Annotated in this window: 1 protein-coding gene; it reads left to right on the top strand. The window is 66.4% G+C overall.

The genetic code is table 11. The features are described from left to right. Positions 1-283: 283 nt before the first annotated feature. Complete coding sequence (locus tag L0D17_RS13210; RefSeq protein ID WP_243095708.1) at positions 284-595, top strand: ribbon-helix-helix domain-containing protein; 312 nt, start codon at positions 284-286, stop codon at positions 593-595. Positions 596-634 lie beyond the last annotated feature (39 nt).

Raw genomic sequence — 634 nt, 5'->3', positions numbered from 1 at the left:
GCGCCGCGTTGAGTGCGGGGCGAGCCAGGATTTTCCCCCGGCACCCCGCTTCCCCGGCTTTCCCCCTTGGGGTGGCGGACCCAAGGGGTACTTGTCCGGCCCCGGCACCACCCGGGTTAGGGTTCGCCCTCACTCTAGGGCGACTCTCCGCCCCAGGTCAAGCGGGTCGCCCAAAGGGAACCTCAATAAGAGCCAGGGAACGCCCGGGAACGCGTGAAATAAAGGGCATCCTCTTTACAATCCCCCACCCCCCGCGCTACCCTACACCTCAAAGGAGGCCGCCATGTCCACCCTGTCCCGCCTGGAGAAGCGCCTAAAGGAGAAGGCCAAGCCCCGCCTCGAGGAGCGCCTCACTCTGCGCCTGGATCCCGCCACCCATAGCGCTCTGGAAGCCCTCGCCAGGGAGCACGGTATGACGCTTTCCGAGCTCGCCCGAGAGGCCCTAACCATGCTTGCGGAAGAGTACCGAGTCAAGACGGCAAGAGAGAGGACGCAAGAGCCGCCTAACGAGCAACCTCAAGGCCCCTCCAAGGAGCCTTCCGACACGCCCCCCTCCGACACGCCCCCCCTCTTCTCCGGGGCCGCCCAGGAGTAGACCGCCATGACCGACCCCGAGGACTACCCCCTCCTCAGA

The organism is Thermus thalpophilus, assembly GCF_022760915.1.
Lineage (GTDB): Bacteria > Deinococcota > Deinococci > Deinococcales > Thermaceae > Thermus > Thermus thalpophilus.
This window is presented reverse-complemented; position numbering and strand designations above follow the sequence as displayed.